9 protein-coding genes and 1 tRNA gene are annotated in these 18,019 nt (G+C 50.6%); 8 read left to right on the top strand and 2 right to left on the bottom strand.

The window, feature by feature from the left end:
* The first annotated feature begins 469 nt into the window (after positions 1-469).
* The 3 genes from amaB to FPE01S_RS17580 all read left to right on the top strand — a co-directional run bounded on the left by amaB (position 470) and on the right by FPE01S_RS17580 (position 4,435).
* Positions 470-1,993 carry an L-piperidine-6-carboxylate dehydrogenase gene (gene amaB, locus FPE01S_RS17590; RefSeq protein ID WP_046370341.1) on the top strand — a complete coding sequence of 508 codons (1,524 nt, stop codon included), beginning with the start codon at positions 470-472 and terminating at the stop codon, positions 1,991-1,993.
* An 80-nt stretch (positions 1,994-2,073) separates the two neighbouring features.
* The gene (locus tag FPE01S_RS17585; protein WP_046370340.1) at positions 2,074-3,786 is read left to right on the top strand and encodes a S8 family peptidase; all 1,713 of its coding nucleotides are present in this window, start codon (positions 2,074-2,076) and stop codon (positions 3,784-3,786) included.
* A gap of 139 nt (positions 3,787-3,925) precedes the next feature.
* Positions 3,926-4,435: a DinB family protein gene (locus FPE01S_RS17580; RefSeq protein WP_046370339.1), complete on the top strand. Its 510-nt coding sequence runs from the start codon at positions 3,926-3,928 to the stop codon at positions 4,433-4,435.
* Positions 4,436-4,438: 3 nt separating this feature from the next.
* Here the strand turns inward: FPE01S_RS17580 and FPE01S_RS17575 are convergent, their stop codons facing one another.
* Positions 4,439-6,595 carry a carboxy terminal-processing peptidase gene (locus FPE01S_RS17575; RefSeq protein ID WP_046370697.1) on the bottom strand — a complete coding sequence of 719 codons (2,157 nt, stop codon included), beginning with the start codon at positions 6,593-6,595 and terminating at the stop codon, positions 4,439-4,441.
* A gap of 172 nt (positions 6,596-6,767) precedes the next feature.
* Here FPE01S_RS17575 and FPE01S_RS17570 point away from each other — a divergent pair.
* Together FPE01S_RS17570 and FPE01S_RS17560 are read left to right on the top strand one after the other, a co-directional pair.
* Positions 6,768-6,841: transfer RNA gene (locus FPE01S_RS17570), tRNA-His, on the top strand.
* A 577-nt stretch (positions 6,842-7,418) separates the two neighbouring features.
* Complete coding sequence (locus FPE01S_RS17560; RefSeq protein WP_052955968.1) at positions 7,419-8,981, top strand: sulfatase family protein; 1,563 nt, start codon at positions 7,419-7,421, stop codon at positions 8,979-8,981.
* 43 nt (positions 8,982-9,024) lie between these two features.
* Here FPE01S_RS17560 and FPE01S_RS17555 read toward each other — a convergent pair whose 3' ends face one another.
* Positions 9,025-12,066 carry a choice-of-anchor tandem repeat GloVer-containing protein gene (locus tag FPE01S_RS17555; protein ID WP_046370336.1) on the bottom strand — a complete coding sequence of 1,014 codons (3,042 nt, stop codon included), beginning with the start codon at positions 12,064-12,066 and terminating at the stop codon, positions 9,025-9,027.
* A 231-nt stretch (positions 12,067-12,297) separates the two neighbouring features.
* Between FPE01S_RS17555 and FPE01S_RS17550 the strand changes: the two genes are divergently transcribed.
* From FPE01S_RS17550 to FPE01S_RS17540, 3 genes are read left to right on the top strand one after another with little or no spacing between them, the layout of a single operon-like run.
* Positions 12,298-13,422: an efflux RND transporter periplasmic adaptor subunit gene (locus FPE01S_RS17550; protein WP_046370335.1), complete on the top strand. Its 1,125-nt coding sequence runs from the start codon at positions 12,298-12,300 to the stop codon at positions 13,420-13,422.
* Positions 13,415-16,540, top strand: a complete 3,126-nt coding sequence (locus FPE01S_RS17545; RefSeq protein ID WP_046370334.1) for an efflux RND transporter permease subunit — start codon at positions 13,415-13,417, stop codon at positions 16,538-16,540. The genes FPE01S_RS17550 and FPE01S_RS17545 overlap by 8 nt, the downstream gene beginning before the upstream one ends.
* Entirely contained in the window at positions 16,527-17,963 is a 1,437-nt protein-coding gene (locus tag FPE01S_RS17540) for a TolC family protein (RefSeq protein ID WP_046370333.1), read from the top strand. The genes FPE01S_RS17545 and FPE01S_RS17540 overlap by 14 nt, the downstream gene beginning before the upstream one ends.
* The last annotated feature ends 56 nt before the right edge of the window (positions 17,964-18,019 follow it).

Raw genomic sequence — 18,019 nt, 5'->3', positions numbered from 1 at the left:
ACATACGGGTATAGAATGCAGTGTGGTGGCTCATTTCACTGAGTTTTTCAAATTGGTCTTTTCTGCAAAAGGCACCTCTCCCTCAAACAGGCAGGTTCCTTTACGCTTCACATGCTCATCACGGCTTCTTCACATACCTTGTTAAGGGAATATCAGGGGAATGCAATCGTGGTTTGTAGGTAGGAGCCCACTACACGAATAAGGGGGTTCACTACATGGAAATTGCCGGTTTTAAGAAAAAAAGCCAGCTTGCCCCGCCTGTTGTCACCCAGATGGTTAAACATTAATTCCCCACCTTCGTTCAAGCTTCAGCCTTCGCTATCGCTACGTCTGACAATGCCGGTGAGCGAAGCCCGAACCCCAAACCCCAACTTCAACCTTCCCCACCCCGGGGTTCAAACAACTAAACTTCTAAACTCCCAAACTTCTAAACTACTTCAACTACCTTTGGCGGCTAAAATTGTAAGCCATGCTTTTTCTACAACAGCTGAATGTTCATGCACAGAATGAGGGTACATCAACCGGCACGAAATGGATCAGTTCCCAGGGTGAAGAGCTTTCCTCCTATTCACCGGTTGACGGCAAGCTGATCGGATCAGTAAGAACAACTGATAAAGTAGGATATGAAGCTGTTGTACAGGCTGCACAGGGCGCCTTTGCAGAATGGCGCAAATGGCCTGCACCCCGCCGTGGTGAAGTGGTTCGCCAGATCGGAGAAGTGTTGCGTGAAAAGAAACAGCCGCTGGGTGAACTGGTTTCTTATGAAATGGGAAAAAGCCTCCAGGAAGGCCTGGGCGAAGTGCAGGAAATGATCGATATCTGTGATTTTGCGGTTGGACTTTCCCGCCAGCTTCACGGGCTTACCATGCACAGCGAAAGGCCGGGGCACAGGATGTATGAGCAGTGGCATCCGCTGGGTATTGTAGGCATTATCTCCGCGTTTAATTTCCCTGTTGCCGTCTGGAGCTGGAATACCATGCTGGCCTGGGTTTGCGGGGATGTATGCATCTGGAAGCCATCAGAAAAAACACCCCTTTGCAGCATTGCCTGCCAGAATATCATTACTGAAGTGTTTGCCCGGAACGGCGTACCGGAAGGTGTCTGCGGACTGGTCAACGGCGGCCGCGAACTGGGTGAATGGATGTCTGCTGATGCGCGGATTCCGCTGGTTTCGGCTACCGGATCTACCCGCATGGGTAAGGCTGTTGGTGCGGCCGTTGGTTCAAGACTGGGTCGCAGCATCCTGGAGCTGGGCGGAAACAACGCCATCATTATTTCGAAAGATGCTGACCTGGATATGGCCCTGATCGGCGCTCTTTTTGGAGCGGTAGGCACGGCGGGTCAGCGTTGTACCACCACGCGTCGCCTGATCATTCATAAGGACGTATACGAGCAGTTTACGGGGAAACTGGTAAAGGCATATGGACAGCTTCGTATCGGAAATCCGCTCGACCAGCATAACCATGTGGGTCCGCTGATCGATAAGGATGCTGTTACATCCTATCTCGCTGCTATCGAAAAATGTAAGGCAGAAGGCGGCAAATTCATTGTTGAGGGCGGCGCCCTTGAAGGCGATGGATTCGAAAGCGGCTGCTATGTAAAACCCTGTGTGGCGGAAGCTTCCAATTCCTTCCAGATCGTTCAGCATGAGACCTTTGCACCGATTCTTTACCTGATGAAATACGATACCATCGAGGAGGCTCTGTCTTACCAGAATGGTGTTCCGCAGGGACTTTCCAGCGCGATTATGACCCTGAATCTCCGGGAAGCCGAGCAATTCCTGTCCGCCGCCGGTAGCGATTGCGGCATTGCCAATGTAAATATCGGCACCAGCGGGGCAGAGATCGGTGGCGCCTTCGGCGGGGAAAAGGAAACAGGGGGTGGCCGCGAAAGCGGCAGTGACGCCTGGAAAGCTTACATGAGGCGTCAAACCAACACAATTAACTATTCCAACAGCCTTCCGCTGGCACAGGGCATTAAATTTGATCTTTAATAAGGCCATAAATTTTAGGAACGGTAAACGAAAAGATCGTTTTTGACGTCTATTTGTATCATTATCACTAAATCGTTTGAATGAAGCACTTTTTAATCCTGCCTGCCGGATTGCTATTCGCCACATTTCAGGTCAATGTTGCCCAGGCACAGGGTACCACGTCGGTTGTGAAGAAAGAAATCCCTAAAGGTTGGCATCTTGGCGATTATTCTCAGGACGGATACTACGGTATCAGCATGAATAAAGCCTATGAATTTGTTAAAGGCAAACCGGGTAAGACCGTAATCGTTGCCATCATTGACTCCGGTATCGACACCCTTCATGAAGACCTCAAAGACATCCTTTGGGTAAATCCCAAAGAAATTCCGGGAAATGGTATTGATGACGATAAGAACGGGTACATTGATGATGTACACGGCTGGAATTTCCTGGGTGGAAAGGATGGCCGAAATGTAAAGCAGGACAGTGATGAAGCGGCCCGTGTGTATCACCGTTTCAAGGCGAAATTTTCAGCGCCGGAATTCAATCCGGAGAATCTGAAAGGAGAAGAAAAAGATCAATACCAGATGTGGCTGAAAGCCAAGGTAAAAGTGGAAGGAGATGCCAGCGGCGGTGGCGCCGACCTGATCTTCCTGAAGCGTGCGCTCGAAACGAGCATCAAAAATGACAGCCTCCTGCAACAGGCAATGGGTAAAACAACCTATTCCGGAACCGAACTGGAAGCGTTTACTCCCACTACCACGCAGGCCCAGAAGGCCAAAGCTGGCATGCTCTATATTTTCAAGGCATTCGATATGATGGAAACACCGAACGGTGAATTCATCGAAGGATTTTCAACCTATGTAAACGGTGAAGAACGTAAGCGTGAAGCTGCTGAAAATGCACCGAAGGATTTCCGCGGCGAGATCGTAAAGGACAACTATGATGATTTCAACGACCGTTACTACGGCAATCCCGATGTAATGGCCAATACGCCCTCCCATGGAACGCACGTGGCAGGTATAATAGGTGCAAAAAGGGGTAATGATATCGGCATGGATGGTGTGGCTGATAATGTCAGGATCATGATGATCCGGGCCGTGCCTGATGGCGATGAGCATGATAAAGATGTGGCACTGGCTATCCGTTATGCTGTTGACAATGGCGCCAGGGTAGTGAACATGAGCTTTGGCAAAAGCTTTTCCCCGGAAAAGCGCTGGGTGGACGATGCTGTGAAATATGCAGAATCCAAAGGCGTCTTGCTGGTTCATGCGGCAGGCAATGAATCGGAAAATGTTGATTCCACCGATAATTTCCCGAACCCGCATTTCGCGGCATCCAAACTGAAAGCCAGTAACTGGATCACCGTTGGCGCCAGCAGCGATCCGCTGGCTGAGCCCGGTTTCAATTCCTATACCGCATCCTTCTCCAATTATGGTAAGAAAGAAGTGGATGTATTTGCTCCCGGCACCCGCATCTACTCTACCCTTCCCGGTGGAAATGTATACGGCAACCAGCAGGGTACCAGTATGGCTGCCCCGGTTGTAACAGGTGTTGCAGCATTCCTGCTCACTTACTACCCCAACCTGACGCCGGCTCAGATCAAAGCGATCGTTGAGAAAAGTGTTTCGCACACGGACGAAAAGGTGAAAGTACCCGGTACTGATGAAATGAAAGATTTTTCAGAGATCAGTGCTTCCGGTGGTTTCCTGAATGCCTACGAAGCCGTTAAACTGGCCGACAGCCTTCAGCAACAGCCAAAGCAGAAAATGAAAAAATCAGGATCAAGCCTCAAAAAAGGCAACAGAGGATAAGACAAAAAAGCGTGTAATAAGGAAACCCCGCAGTGCGGGGTTTTTTGTTGTTTGGTAGTTTATATGTTTATAAGTTTAGTAGTTAATGTCCGGGGATGGAGGATGTGTTAGTGAAGCGCACAGTTTGTAACTTCAGGAAATGAAAAACAATTACCACCTGGTCTACGGCGATTTCTACGCCAATTACATCAAACTCGCCGAAAGTGATGATCTGCTGAAAACTTTGAAAAAAAATACCCGCAAATTCAGGGCATTCATGGAAGAGATCCCTGCTTCCAAAATCGACTATGCTTATGCGGAAGGAAAATGGACGATCAAACAGTTACTGCAACACATCATAGACGCCGAAAGAGTATTTTCCTACAGGGCGCTGCGAATCGGGCGTTTCGACACGACGCCCCTGGCTGGTTTCGATGAGAATTCCTGGGCGGAAAAAGCAGATACCACTGCCCGCGGCTGGAAAGAAATGATCAAAGAATTCATGCGTCTCCGCAAAAGCAATATCCAGATGGTTGGCAGCTTCACTAAAGAAGCACTGGCAGCCGAAGGGACTGCCAGTGATAATCCGATGAGCACTGCGGCACTTTGTTTTATTCTTGCCGGTCATGTGCAACACCACATGAATATTATTAAGGAACGGTACCTGTAAACCTTATTGCTGGGTAGCCGGCGTCAAAACCTGCCGGTTGCCCAATGCGATATTCCGCTGGTAAACCATATCATTCACCGCATTGATCGCTTCGTCCAGGTAAATATCTGTACGCAGGTTCTTCTTCCATGCCTTGTAACGTTCCATTTTATCGGTATCAGTTGCAAAACGCTGATCTTCTCCGGGAACATCATCAACGGCCAGTTCTGTCTTCAGCTTGTTATAGCCTTCGAGTTCCTTTACGGTGGCACTGATTTTTTTCTTCTCTGAACGGAACTTCTCCAGGTTCAGGGAATAGGTTTTGTCGTTTTGCTCCGCCAGCCATTCTGTATTCTTTTTAATGCTGTTGAAAGCTTCGCTGGCATTCACCCGGGTCTGGCTGTTGCGGGCTACTACATCGAGGTCGTACGGCGCTTTCCAGGTGGTATAGGGAGAACGCTGGATCTCATCCCAGGGAAGTGCGTCCGGATCATCTTTTTCACGAACCTTGGACTTTTCCAGTACATCAGGCAAAACAATATCAGAATTGACACCACGCAGTTGCGTGGAACCACCATTGATCCGGTAGAACTTCTGCAGGGTCAGCTTGATCGTACCCAACTCGCTGTTGGACGAATACATGCCGGTTTCTTTATCCAGCCCGATATTCCGCTGCACTGTACCTTTTCCGTAGGTTGACGTGCTGCCGATCACAATACCGCGCTTGTAATCCTGGATCGCTGCTGCAAATATTTCAGAAGCAGAAGCACTGAATTCATTTACCATGACTGCCAGCGGGCCATCATACAATACGGATTTGTCACGGTCACGCATCACACTGGGTTTGCCATCGCGGTCACGCACCTGTACAATCGGTCCGTCTTCGATGAAGAGACCCACCATTTGTACCACATCATATAAAGAGCCACCACCGTTGTTGCGGAGGTCCATGATCACACCATCTACTTTTTGTTCTTTCAGTTTGATGAGCTCCTTGGCTACGTCCACCGCGCAACGGTTGCCTTTGGGGTTGTCGAAGTCTGCATAGAATTCGGGCAGCCAGATAAAGCCGATTTTGCTTTTGCCGTTTCCGACGATCGCACTGCGGGCAAAGGCTTCGTCCTGCACGATCTCATCGCGGATAATGGGCACCACTTTAATGCTGCCGTCATTCTTGCGAAGGGTGAGGCGCACTTCCGTACCCTTTTTACCGCGGATCAGCTTAACTGCGTCTTCGGTAGTAAAGCCGGTCAGGTCAACGGGCTCTTCCGCACCCTGGGCAACTTTCATCACCACATCACCAACAGTGATCTGGTTGCTTTTCCAGGCTGGCGAACCGGTAATAACAGACCCGATCTTGATCACACCATCAGACTCCTGGAGAGAGGCGCCGATGCCGAAGAAACGGCCGCTCATCTGTTCGTCGAAATATCGCTTGTCTACCGGCGGGAAAAATGAGGTATGCGGATCCATGGTGTTGGTCACCACATTTACATACTGGTTAAACCGGTCGTCGTCTGAATATTTCAGCTTCAGCCTTTCGAACATGCGGTTGACCACTTTGGTCACTTTATCACGGGCTTCCTTTTCGAAGTCAGTATTGCTCTTGTTTACATAGCCTTCCTTACCCTTCATTTTTTCCTGGGTATCCATCAGTTCGGAATAGCGCTCGAGGGCCATATATTTAAGGCGTTTGCGCCAACGGTCTTTTTTCTCCGCTTCGTTTTTGGGGAAGTCGAGCTTTTCCGGCTCCAGCACTACAGATTCATCGGTAGTGAATTCAAAAGGTTTGGACAGGATATCTTTTGACATGGTCTCGGCTTCCAGTACGCGGCTTTTATAAACTGCGGAAACGGCAGGAACGAATTCCACCGGGCCACCGTTGATCTCGTCATCCAGCTTTGTCTCAAATTTTTTGAGGGACTGAATATCAGATTTCAGGAAAACGTTCTTTTCACCGTCAATGGACGTGAAGTATTTGGTAAAAATCTCTTTGGAGAATTCGTCATCCACTTTCTTTGGACTGTAGTGCACCTGGGCGAGGATGTCGCCGACATTGTGCAATATTTTTTCATATTTGCCGGGAGGATCGCTACGGCCGGTTCCCAGGGAGCGGAAACCGATGAAAAGGGCGCAGGAAAGTACGATCACCAGCACGGGTAAGCTTTTTCTACTGAACATAAATTCAACCAGTTTTTGCATTGTTCCAAAAATAACGATAAATGGACATGGCTTGTTGTCAGGGGGGCCATTTAACAGCTGATTATGATGAGCGGTTTCCACTCCTTTCAACATAATTTTCAGGAGATTGCAACGCGAATGCCAAATTTCCCTATTTTTGTGCCCCTTTACGGAGGCTGTAGCTCAGTAGGTTAGAGCGTCAGTTTGTGGCACTGAAGGCCGTGGGTTCGAGACCCATCAGCCTCCCTTCTGAAACCCATGCAGTTGCATGGGTTTTGTTATTAGGAAAAGTTTGGAGTTTGAGGTTTGGGGTCTGGAGTCACTGTTATCCAGCAAATTTTTCCGATTGTTAAAACGGCTGAATGGATTCCCCCGGATGAGCGGGGTATCTAATTTTCAAAATAGTGCAATTCATAAAACTCAGTGAAATGAGCCACCACACTGAATTTCAGAAGCGTATGTGTATAATTCGCTTAAATTCCGTTTTCTTAAATCGGGTAAATTGTCAAACGGAAAAATGAGAGCCGGGAAACTTTCAAACGTGAAACTTATCTCTTCCCGGGCTTGAAAATCTTTCTTGACTGCTGGAGCAACCATTATGTGTGCGCGCGTTGGCAGCATAACCACATATTTACAATAACCATATACAAACGTTTAGTTTTGTGAAATGCAGTGTGGTGGCTCATTTCACTGAGTTTAATAAATTTCCCACTTTCGCTAAGCTACTGCCTTCGCTAAAGCTACTGCCTTCGCTAAAGCTCCGGCAGTCAAAGCCAATGGGCAAAGCCCTCCATCGGTAAAGCCAGATTTCGTAACATGCAGCATGAATTGGACGAAACGTTTCCCGGCAATTATTCTATCAGCCTTGCTGACCGGCTTTTTACCCTGTAGTATCACAATGACTGCCACCGCCCAGGCGGTGAAAAACAAAACTCCCAATGTCATTCTCATCATGGCAGATGACCTGGGCTACGGAGACCTGAGCTGTTACGGGGCTACCAAACTGCGAACGCCCTACCTGGATCAGCTGGCAGCCGGCGGCATCCGCTTTACCAACGCCCACAGCACCTCCTCCACCTGTACACCATCGCGGTATGCCCTGATGACCGGTCAGTATCCCTGGCGGCGCAGCGGCACGGGTATATTACCAGGCGATGCTGCATTAATCGTCCCAACCGACCGCATCACCCTTCCCAAAGTGTTTAAAAATGCTGGCTATCATACCGGCATCGTCGGCAAATGGCATCTTGGGCTCGGCACGCAGGTGGAAAAGAACTGGAATGGAACCATCTCCCCGGGTCCCAATGAAACAGGGTTCGATTATTCCTTTATTTTTCCGGCAACAGCAGACCGCGTGCCGACTGTATTTGTCGAAAATCACCGGGTGATCGGCCTGGACACTACTGATCCGATCCTGGTGGATTATGCCAAAAAAGTGGGTGATGAGCCCACCGGGCTGGAACATCCGGAACTCCTGAAAATGCAGGCCACTCCCGGCCATGGTCATAACCAGACCATCGTGAACGGTATTGGCCGCATAGGTTATATGAAAGGCGGAAAAATGGCCAGGTGGACGGACGAAGAAATGCCGCTCACCTTCCTGGAAGAATCCCGCAGGTTTATCCGCGACCACCGTTCAAAACCTTTTTTCCTGGTGTATAACCTGACCGAGCCGCATGTGCCCCGAGTGCCTTCGACGATGTTCAAAGGTAAAAGCGGACTGGGTTATCGCGGAGATGCCATACTGCAGCTGGACTGGTCCGTTGGACAGATCCTGCATGCACTGGATGCCGCGGGCATCCGCGAAAATACCATCATTGTATTTACGAGCGACAACGGACCGGTACTGGATGACGGCTATATGGACGGTGCTGTTTCTCAGCTGAATGGTCATACGCCATGGGGTGCACTGCGTGGTGGAAAATACAGTGTACTGGAAGCGGGAACACGTGTACCATTTATTGTGACCTGGCCGGCTGGTGCAAAAAAAGGCGTTTCGGATGCATTGATCTGCCAGGTCGATCTGCTTGCGAGTTTCAGCGCCCTGCTGCGGCAGCGTGTACCGGCTGGTGAAGCGGCCGACAGTGAAAGCCTGCTGCCGGCATTACTCGGGGAAAGCAGCAAGGGGCGGAATGAACTGGTAGAACAGGGATCCACATATGGTTTCCTGCAGGGAGACTGGAAATATATTGTTCCCAATAACGGGCCCGCCAATACTGATCCGGAAAGGACCAATATTGAAACCGGCAATTCACCGCTTCCGCAATTGTATCATTTGAAAAAGGATCCGTGCGAGAAAGACAACCTTGCTTCCCAGTATCCGGGTAAGGTGAAGGAAATGGCGGAGGCGTTGGAAAAAATAAAAAACCGGCAACAAGGAAAATGAATTTCCCGCTGCCGGTTGCCAGCCAACCCCTTGACCAGTATTGCTATTTGACTCTTACTACCGTAAAGCGATAGTTGATCTTTTCCGTTTGAATAACCAGGAAGTAGCTGCCAGCGGGAATATCGCGAAGGTCGATTTCCAGCAGGTTGCCGGCCGCTGCACGATGGATGTTCCTGCCCACACACAGACCTCCTGCATTGTACAATTGTGAGCTGATATGCGTTGCACTTTCCTGCAGCTGCACTTTGCAGCTTTCGCCTGAAACCGGGTTCGGATACAATTTGCCTTCGCCATACCCGGACACTTTGGTTTCAGCACCAATGGAAGACAAAGAAGCCAGGCCAGCTACTGCCGCCGTAACGGTGATGGTTACCGGCTTTTCATCAAACAGGTTGGTATTGTCGGTTGCCCGCACAGATATGGTGTAAGTGCCCACTGCCGATGGCGTCCAGGTAAAGGCGCCAGTGGTAGCGACGATAGTTGCGCCAGTGGGCGGACTCACGAGTGTGTATTTTATTACTGCTCCTGCATCGGGATCAGTTGCTCTTGCGGCAAATGTCAGTTTTGTGCCGGCGACAACTGTCTTCGCCGGAATGGCGGTGAGTACTGGCTTATCATTCACAGGAGTAATGGTAAACTTCACCACCACAGGTTTGGACGCCATGCAACCAATGCTGATCGTATAGCTGAAAGAATCCACGCCGTTGAAATTCAGTCTCGGCGTATAGGTACGGTTGGCGCCGGTACCGGATAGTGTTCCGTTTTTCGGTGCAACAGTAATGTTGAATACCTGCGGCGTTCCCCCGTTTCCACCCAGCACAACGGCTTTGGTGGCATCTTCGGCAAGTGTTTGCGCAGCAATGGTTGCTGCGATGAGATTATTTTTAGGCGCCAGGATGAGTCCGCCGGAAGGCACACCACCATCCTTCAGCAAACTGAAATGCCGCAATACGGCAAAATTTCCGGCAGTGGATATGCGAAACAGTGTTCCTGCCTTGTTGGTACCGCCGCCGGTGCAGATGCCATAGAGGTTGCCATCTGCCGCCTGCATCAGGCTGCCTTTCGGAGCACTGCCATCAGTAGTGGCGGTGAGGCTACGCAATACGGTAACCACGCCTGCAGTGGTAATCTTAAAGATGGTTCCTGCACTGCTTTTGCCACCGGTACTGTTATTGCCATAGAAGAAGCCATCTTTAGCAAGCAACAGGGAACCCGTAAAACCGTTGCCCTCTGTTCCGTAGGTCAGCGTCTTTATCACGGTAAATACACCCGCTGTGGTGATCTTGAAAAAGCGGGAATTATAGGAAGTCAGGCCATACAGCAATCCATCCTTGCCGACGGTAAGTCCGCCTTCTGCAGCCGAGCCATCTGTTGAAGCTACGAGGTGACGCAGCACCGTGAATGCTCCGGCAGTAGTGATCCGGAAGATGGTTCCGGAATTGCCTGTTCCGCCGCCGCTGGTCATACCGTACAGCGCGCCGTCAGGACCCTGCACCAGCGGGCCTTTGGGATTGCTGCCGTCAGTAGTTGCTTTCAGGTGACGGATCACGGCAACGGCTCCCGCTGCAGTCATTCTGAAAATGGTTCCACCACCATTCGTGCCACCAGTTTCTGTCATCCCGTAATAATTACCATCAGTGGCACGCAACAGGGTGTTCACCGGGTTGGCGCCATCCACATTCTTATTGAAAGACTTCACCACCGAAAGCGAACCGGCGCAGGATTTAAAAATTGTGCCCCATCCATATGCACCGCCATTACGATTGACGCCGTAACGCACGCTGTCTTTCCCGATCACCAGCGCACCTTGTGGTATGTTACCAACTGTTGAACCACTTAACGCTGCCAGTACAGTATATACGCCTGCAGTAGTCACCTTGAAGATGGTACCATGCGCATTTGTGCCGCCGTCATTGGTCATGCCATAAAGGACGCCATCTGTATTCTGGTACAGGCTACCACCGGGATAACCTCCCGTTGTGGCCAGTTCAAATTTTTTCAGTACAGTTACAACGCCGGCAGGTGTCATCTTTATCACCGAACCGTGAAAACCACCGGCAAGATTTTTCGTTAACCCGTAAAAGTTTCCATCCGTTCCCTGGATCAGGTTTCCGGAAGGATTACCACCTTCTACAGCAGCACTCAGTGCACGCAACAACGTGAATTGTCCCGCTGTGCTGATCTTAAAAATAGTGCCATTGCCATTCGCACCGCCGTTCGCACACATGCCATAGAGAAAACCATCCTTCCCTTCCACCAGGTCACCCCAGGGATAACTGCCGTCGGTTGCGGGAGTGAAAGAACGCAGAATAGTATACACGCCTGTTGTGGTAATGCGAAAGACAGTACCGAAATTGGTACCGCCTCCCCAATAAGTCATGCCATAGAGATTGCCATCTTTTGCCTGGATAAGGCTGCCGTAGGCGTTTCCGCCATCCGTTTGTTTCAGGGCTTTCAAAACAGTATAGGTACCGGTAAGGGTTAATTTGAAAATTGTTCCATAGCTGCCACTGCCACCGGCATAGTTCATGCCGTACAAATTGCCGTCAGTTCCCTGGATCAGTTTGCCCTGCGGACGGCCGCCATCCGTATTGACACTAAGGCTCCTGACGATCGTATATACACCGGCAGGAGTCAGTCTGAATATAGCACCACCATTGTTTACCGATCCGCCACTTACATACCCGTAGAAGTTGCCATCTGTAGCAAGCAAAAGACTTCCTTTCGGGTATCCTCCATCGTTGGTCAGGTCAAATTGTTTAATGACCGTAACCTTTCCGGCAGCAGTCATTTTGAAGATGGTGCCATACCCATAGGTGCCGCCCTGGTAGGTCATGCCGTAAAAGTCACCATCCGCGCCTTTGGTCAGGTTGCCCAGCGGTCCGTCACCCCAATCGGCGAATCCGTTCACCACAGAAAAATCGGCACCGTTTGTTTTAATGGAATACAGGGTGCCCTTCCCTTCCGGACCACCATTGGTGGTAAGTCCAAGCATTTCCTCCTGGGCTGTCAGCCGGAAAGCTGACAACAGCATCAGCAGGATCAGGGCACAGGAAATGCGGTTGTGGGTAAATGTTCTTTTCATAACTAAGGTTGTGCAGCAAATTTGCGGTGATGCATCGATGTGATCCTGCCCTACCTGCTGAATTGTCGAAGTTGCGTGATGAAATGTTAGCCCATGTATCCGAAATGAAACATGCACTCATGCAACATCCTTAAAGAAATGTTATAACGCTTTTTAATTTCTTTCTAATCCTTTTGCGCAAAGCCTCTGATCATGGTTGAATAGATTGCACTGCCAATTCGTATAATTATCATGACATTCCAATTCAGTTACCTGCACGTGCTGATAGGCGGTGCCATTATCCTGCAATGCGCCTGCAGTGCAAAAGGACATCCCGACAACAATAAGCAGGAACTCCTCAAACTTCCGGTCGTTACTGTTCAGCAGCTGGACACTTTAATGGTCAAATCTTATGTAGCCGATTTACAGGCATTGCAGAATGTCGAGATCCGCGCCAAGATCCAGGGATTCCTGGAAGAGATCATGATCGATGAAGGACAGGCGGTAACCAAGGGACAGCCTTTGTTCCGGATCAATGACGCTGAACTCCGCAACCAGGTTTCGCAGGCGAATGCACTGGTGCAAAATGCTGAAGCAGAGGCGGAAACGGCAAGACTGGAAGAGACAAGGGTAAAAAAACTGGTAGAGAAGAATATTATTTCCGCTTCTGAATTGTCACTCGCTGCTGCAAAAGTAAAATCTGCGGAAGCGCGTGTGCAGGAGGCTAAAGGACACGCTGAGAATGCGCGCATCAGGCTGTCTTACGCCTTCATCCGTTCCCCGTTTACAGGTGTGATCGACCGCCTGCCGTTTAAGGTCGGCAGCCTGGTAGATGAAGGCAGTCTGCTCACGACGATTTCCAATCTTGATGCCATTTATGCTTACTTCAATGTGAGCGAAAATGAGTACCTGCATTTCATGAAATCGAAGGAAGAGAACAAGCCCAGCCTCAATGATATCGGCCTTACACTTGCAGACGGCAGCCGTTATCCGCAGACCGGCGTCGTGGAAACTATGGAAAGCATATTTGACGAAAAAACAGGCTCCATCGCCTTCCGCGCAAAATTCCCCAATCCCGACCGGATCCTGAAACATGGCGCAACAGGAAAAGTGAGCCTCACCAGGAATGTGGCAGATGTGATGATGGTGCCGCAAAAAGCGGTGTTTGAAATACAGGACAAGAACTATGTTTTTGTAATGGACAGCCAGCATACTGTCAAAATGCGTGATATCCGGGCCAATGGCAGGATGGATCAGTACCTGCTGGTGGCTGACGGACTGCAACCGGGAGAAACCATCGTTTCCGAGGGCATTCAACAGATTCGGGACGGTTCGGTTATCCAGCCGCGTTATATAAACCAGGCTTTCAATGATTGAGACTTTTATCCGGCGCCCCGTCCTCTCTCTTGTTATATCGATCCTTATTACACTCCTGGGTGTGCTGGCGCTGTTTACCCTGCCGATCACACAATTTCCTGATATCGTCCCCCCCAGTGTTGTGGTAACGGCCAATTATAACGGTGCTAATGCCGCAGTTTGTGCCAATGCAGTAGCAACTCCACTTGAACGTGCGATCAACGGTGTTCCCGGAATGACCTACATGAACTCCATCAGCAGTAACAATGGTACCACGCTGGTGCAGATCTTCTTTGAAGTGGGCACCGATCCTGACCAGGCCGCGGTGAATGTACAGAACCGGGTGACCACTGTACTGGATGAATTGCCGGAAGAAGTGATCAAGGCGGGAGTAGTGACGGAAAAAGAAGTGAACAGCATGCTGCTGTACCTGAATATTTACAGCACCGACAACAGCATGAATGAAGAGTTCATTTACAATTACGTCGACATTAATGTATTGCCTGAACTGAAGCGGATCGATGGCGTGGGCTTCCTGGACATTATGGGTGCGCGGGAATATTCGATGCGTGTGTGGCTGAAGCCGGACCGGATGCTGGCCTACAATGTGTCCAGTGAGGAAGTGATACAGATCCTCCGGGCGCAGAATATTGAAGCTGCCCCTGGTGTAATTGGTGAGAATTCCGGGAAAGACCGGCAGGTGAAGCAGTATGTGCTGAAATACACCGGCAAATTCAGCACACCGGAGGAATATCAGCAGGTAGTGCTAAAGTCTCAACCGGACGGTTCATTGCTGCGCCTGAAAGACATTGCAGATATTGAGTTCGGTACCGTGAGCTACGATATGGCGTCCAAAACAGATGGCCGGCCTTCGGCGTCTATCATGATCAAACAGCGGCCGGGCAGCAATGCCAGCCAGGTAATCGACGAGATCAAAAGCAAGCTGGAACAATTGAAGGAAGAAGGCTTTCCGCCGGGCATGACCTACAATTACGCCTATGATGTATCCCGGTTCCTGGATGCCAGTATTTCTTCTGTGCTGCATACCCTCGTAGAAGCATTCATTCTCGTGTTCATCGTTGTGTTTATCTTTTTGCAGGATTTCCGCAGTACGCTGATTCCTGCCCTGGCTGTTCCTGTAGCGTTGGTGGGTACACTGGCATTCCTGCAATTGCTGGGTTTCTCCATCAACATCCTGACCCTCTTTGCGCTGGTGCTGGCCATCGGTATCGTGGTGGACAATGCGATCGTGGTGGTGGAGGCGGTACACGTCAAGATGACTACCAAACACCTGCCACCACTGGAGGCGACCATCGAGGCGATGAAAGAAATTAGTCCCGCCATCGTCGCTATCACCCTGGTCATGTCCGCCGTATTTGTGCCGGTGGCATTCCTGAGTGGGCCCGTCGGCGTATTTTACCGGCAATTCTCCCTCACACTCGCCATATCGATTGTGCTTTCCGGTGTCAATGCGCTCACGCTCACGCCGGCACTCTGTGCCCTGCTGATGCGCCATGATACGAATGTGAAAAGAAGCTGGCTGCAGCGGTTTTACAAGGTTTTTAATAAAGGTTATGATGCTACGGAAAATTCCTTTGGCCGCATGGTATCGCGCATTGCAGGCAGGCGGATCATTACGGTGGTGCTCTTCTTTGTGTTTTGCGGGCTCGTCTGGCTGAATGGCAAATTTCTTCCCGGCGGATTTATTCCCACGGAAGACCAGAGCATGATTTATGTAAATGTGACCACGCCGCCAGGCTCCACGGTTGAAAGAACTGAGCGTGTGCTGGATAGCATTGACCAGATCTCACGTTCCCTGCAGAATGTAGAAAATATCAGTACACTGGCAGGTTACAGCCTGATGAGTGAAATTTCGGGCGCTTCCTATGGCATGGCCATGATCAACCTGACGCCCTGGGATAAGCGCGACAAAACCGTTCCGCAACTCGTCACAGAACTCAACAGCCGGACCAGGCACCTGACAGACGCTACCATCGAATTCTTCTCCCCGCCCACCGTGCCCGGTTTTGGCAATGCCAGCGGGTTCGAACTCAGGCTGCTTAACCGGAACCGCGGTGCGAGTCTTGAAGAAACGGCGACCGTGACGGAAAAATTCCTGGAACAATTGAAGCAACACAAAGCCATTGCTACGGCATCTACCAGCTTCGATCCGAATTTCCCGCAATACCTGATTCATGTTGACCAGGAAATGGCAGCCAAAAAAGGAGTTACGATAGACAACGCGATGAGCACGTTGCAAACCTTGCTGGGGAGTTATTATGCGACGAATTTTATCCGATTCGGCCAGATGTACAAAGTGATGCTGCAGGCTTATCCGCAGTACCGGGCAAAGCCTGAAGATGTACTTAACCTGCATGTGAAAAACAGTGACGGGGAGATGGTTCCGTTTGCCACCTTTATCCGGCTTGAACGGGTGTTTGGTCCGGAACAGATCAGCCGCTATAACATGTATACTGCTGCGATGGTGACGGGTGAAGCGCGGGAAGGTGTCAGCAGCAGTGAAGCAGTGGATGCAATCAAAACTGTAGCGGCCACTGCATTGCCGAAGGGGTACACCTACGAGTGGAGCGGCATGACGCGCGAACAGGTGCTTTCCGGAAATCAGACAATTGCCATTTTTGCCGTGGTGCTGGTGTTTGTTTACCTGTTGCTGGCTGCGCAGTATGAGAGTTTTGCCTTACCGATGGCCGTGATACTCTCCCTTCCTCCGGGCATTTTCGGCTCCTGGCTTTTCCTGACGATGGCCGGACTCGACAACAACATTTATGCGCAGGTGGCCCTGGTAATGCTGGTAGGGCTGCTTAGCAAGAACGCCATTCTCATGGTTGAATTCTCGATCCTCAGAAGAAAAGAGGGCCTGAGTATCCTCGAAGCGGCGAAGGAAGGAGCGATATCGAGGCTTCGCCCCATCCTGATGACATCGTTTGCATTTGTGGCGGGACTGATACCGCTTTGCCTTGCGAGTGGTGCAGGTGCGATGGGTAACCGGAGCATCGGCATGGCGGCCGCCGGCGGAATGCTGATCGGAACGATATTCGGTGTATTCCTTGTACCCGGGCTGTATGTCCTCTTCGCATCGCTGTCTGAAAACAAAAAGAAAAAAAATGTTGCGGCATAACTTTTTCGTCTATATCATTTTGCTGGCAACCCTGGCAGTGGGTTGCAGTGTCAGACCGCCACAATCATTGCCGGAAGTAAAAACGGTACCCGTATCATATGACAGCAGTGTGCAGTCAGCGCCCTACCAACGAATTTCGTGGAAGACCTGGTTTACGGATGTGCATCTTCAGCAACTGATCGACTCCGCGCTGCGGAACAACCCCGACCTGCTGATTGCCTGGCAACGAATGGAACAATCCAAAGCAAGGCTCCTGATGAGCCGTGGTGCCAGGTTGCCACTGGTCAATGCAGCGGTCTCTGCTTCGGGTGATCACTACGGTGATTATACGATGAATGGTGTGGGCAATTTTGACACCAACCTGTCAGGCAATATTGACAAGGATCAGAAGATCCCTACCGGCATTACACCCGACTTCTTTGTCGGTTTCCGGAGCACCTGGGAGATTGATATCTGGGGCAAACTGAAAGACAGGCAAAAGGCTGCCGCCGAGGCGTTGCTCGCTACCAGTATGGGGAGGCAGGCACTTCAGACTGAACTGGTAGCCACCGTGGCACAGCTTTACTATGATCTTATGGCGCTGGACAGTGAACTGCAAATTGTTAACCGCAACAGTGCGCTCCAGGAAGCAGCATTCGAAGTAGTGAAAGTGCAGAAGGACGCAGGGAAGGCAACGGAGCTTGCGGTTCAACAATTCAGGGCGCAATGGCTGCGTACGAAGGCGATGGTGTTTGGTATCAGCCAGGCCATCACGGCAACAGAAAATGAACTGAATGCCCTCTGCGGCCGTTACCCCGGGGCCATTTCGCGGGACAGCATCAGCCTGGATGCAGTACCCCGCAGTTCAGCACTGCCGGGTAGTCCTGCCGATCTTCTCGGCAATCGACCTGATCTCCTGGAAGCCAGTCACCAGGTGGCAGCCGCCGGTTACCTGAGTTCAGCAGCCGGAAAGGCATTCTTTCCTTCTCTGTCGCTCAACCCTTATGTCGGTTTCAATGCGTTCAAAGCGGCGCTGCTATTCCAGCCGGCATCCCTTGCCTATGGTGCATTTGCCGGCCTCACGGCTCCCCTGTTCAACCGGATGCAACTAAAGGCAGAACAGGCGATCGCGCATGCCGAGCAGCGTGAAGCCATCTTGCGTTACCAGCAAAGGTTATTGCAGGCATACCGGGAAGTCAAAACATTACATGCAGGCCTGGATAATTCCACCAAAGCTTACCAGCTGAAACAGGAAGAGGTTACCGTGCTGCAGTCCGCCGTAGGGACAGCCCGCGAATTATATTACACAGGCTATGCGAACTACCTGGAAGTGATCAGCGCACAACGTGGCGCACTCGATGCAGAACTTGAATTGACCGAACAGCAACGTGACATATTAAAATTATCCGTCGGGTTATACCGGGCCCTGGGCGGCGGATGGTAGTGTTGTCGACCATGCCTGCCCGATGGTCGGGAGAACGTAACCACTCATCACAATGT

The organism is Flavihumibacter petaseus NBRC 106054 (assembly GCF_000974785.1).
Lineage (GTDB): Bacteria > Bacteroidota > Bacteroidia > Chitinophagales > Chitinophagaceae > Flavihumibacter > Flavihumibacter petaseus.
The sequence above is the reverse complement of the archived record's forward strand: the minus strand, read 5'-3'. Positions and strand labels throughout refer to the sequence as shown.